Genomic DNA, 448 nt, shown 5'->3' on the forward strand with positions numbered 1-448 from the left:
AAACCTTCACCTACACCATCACCGATGCCGACGGCGACACCAGCACCGCCAACCTCGTGTTGCAGATCCACAACAACGACGATCCGGTGATCATTAACGGCCTCGACGTTAACGGCGGCGAACTCACCGTCTACGAGAAAAACCTCAGCGACGGCAGCAGCCCTGACGCTCCAGCCCTGACCCAAAGCGGCACCTTCACCATCACCGCGCTGGACGGCGTCACCACGCTGACCATCGGCGGCATCGCTGTCGTCACCAACGGTGTGGCCGCCGGCTTCCCGCAATCCATCGTCACTCCGTTGGGCAGCACGCTGACGATTACCGGCTTCAACGCTGCAACCGGCGTCGTCAGCTACAGCTACACCCTGGTCGATAACGAAGCACATCCAACCGCCAACGGCGCCAACGTGCTCAACGAGCAATTCGCCGTGACCGTGGTCGACGACAA

Annotated in this window: 1 protein-coding gene; it reads left to right on the plus strand. The window is 61.4% G+C overall.

Translation table 11 applies throughout. The features are described 5' to 3' along the window. A partial coding sequence (locus ACODTD_RS28800) for a hypothetical protein (protein ID WP_489105447.1) occupies nucleotides 1-448 on the plus strand: 448 nt, incomplete at both ends.

Source organism: Pseudomonas sp. FG35 (assembly GCF_057809295.1).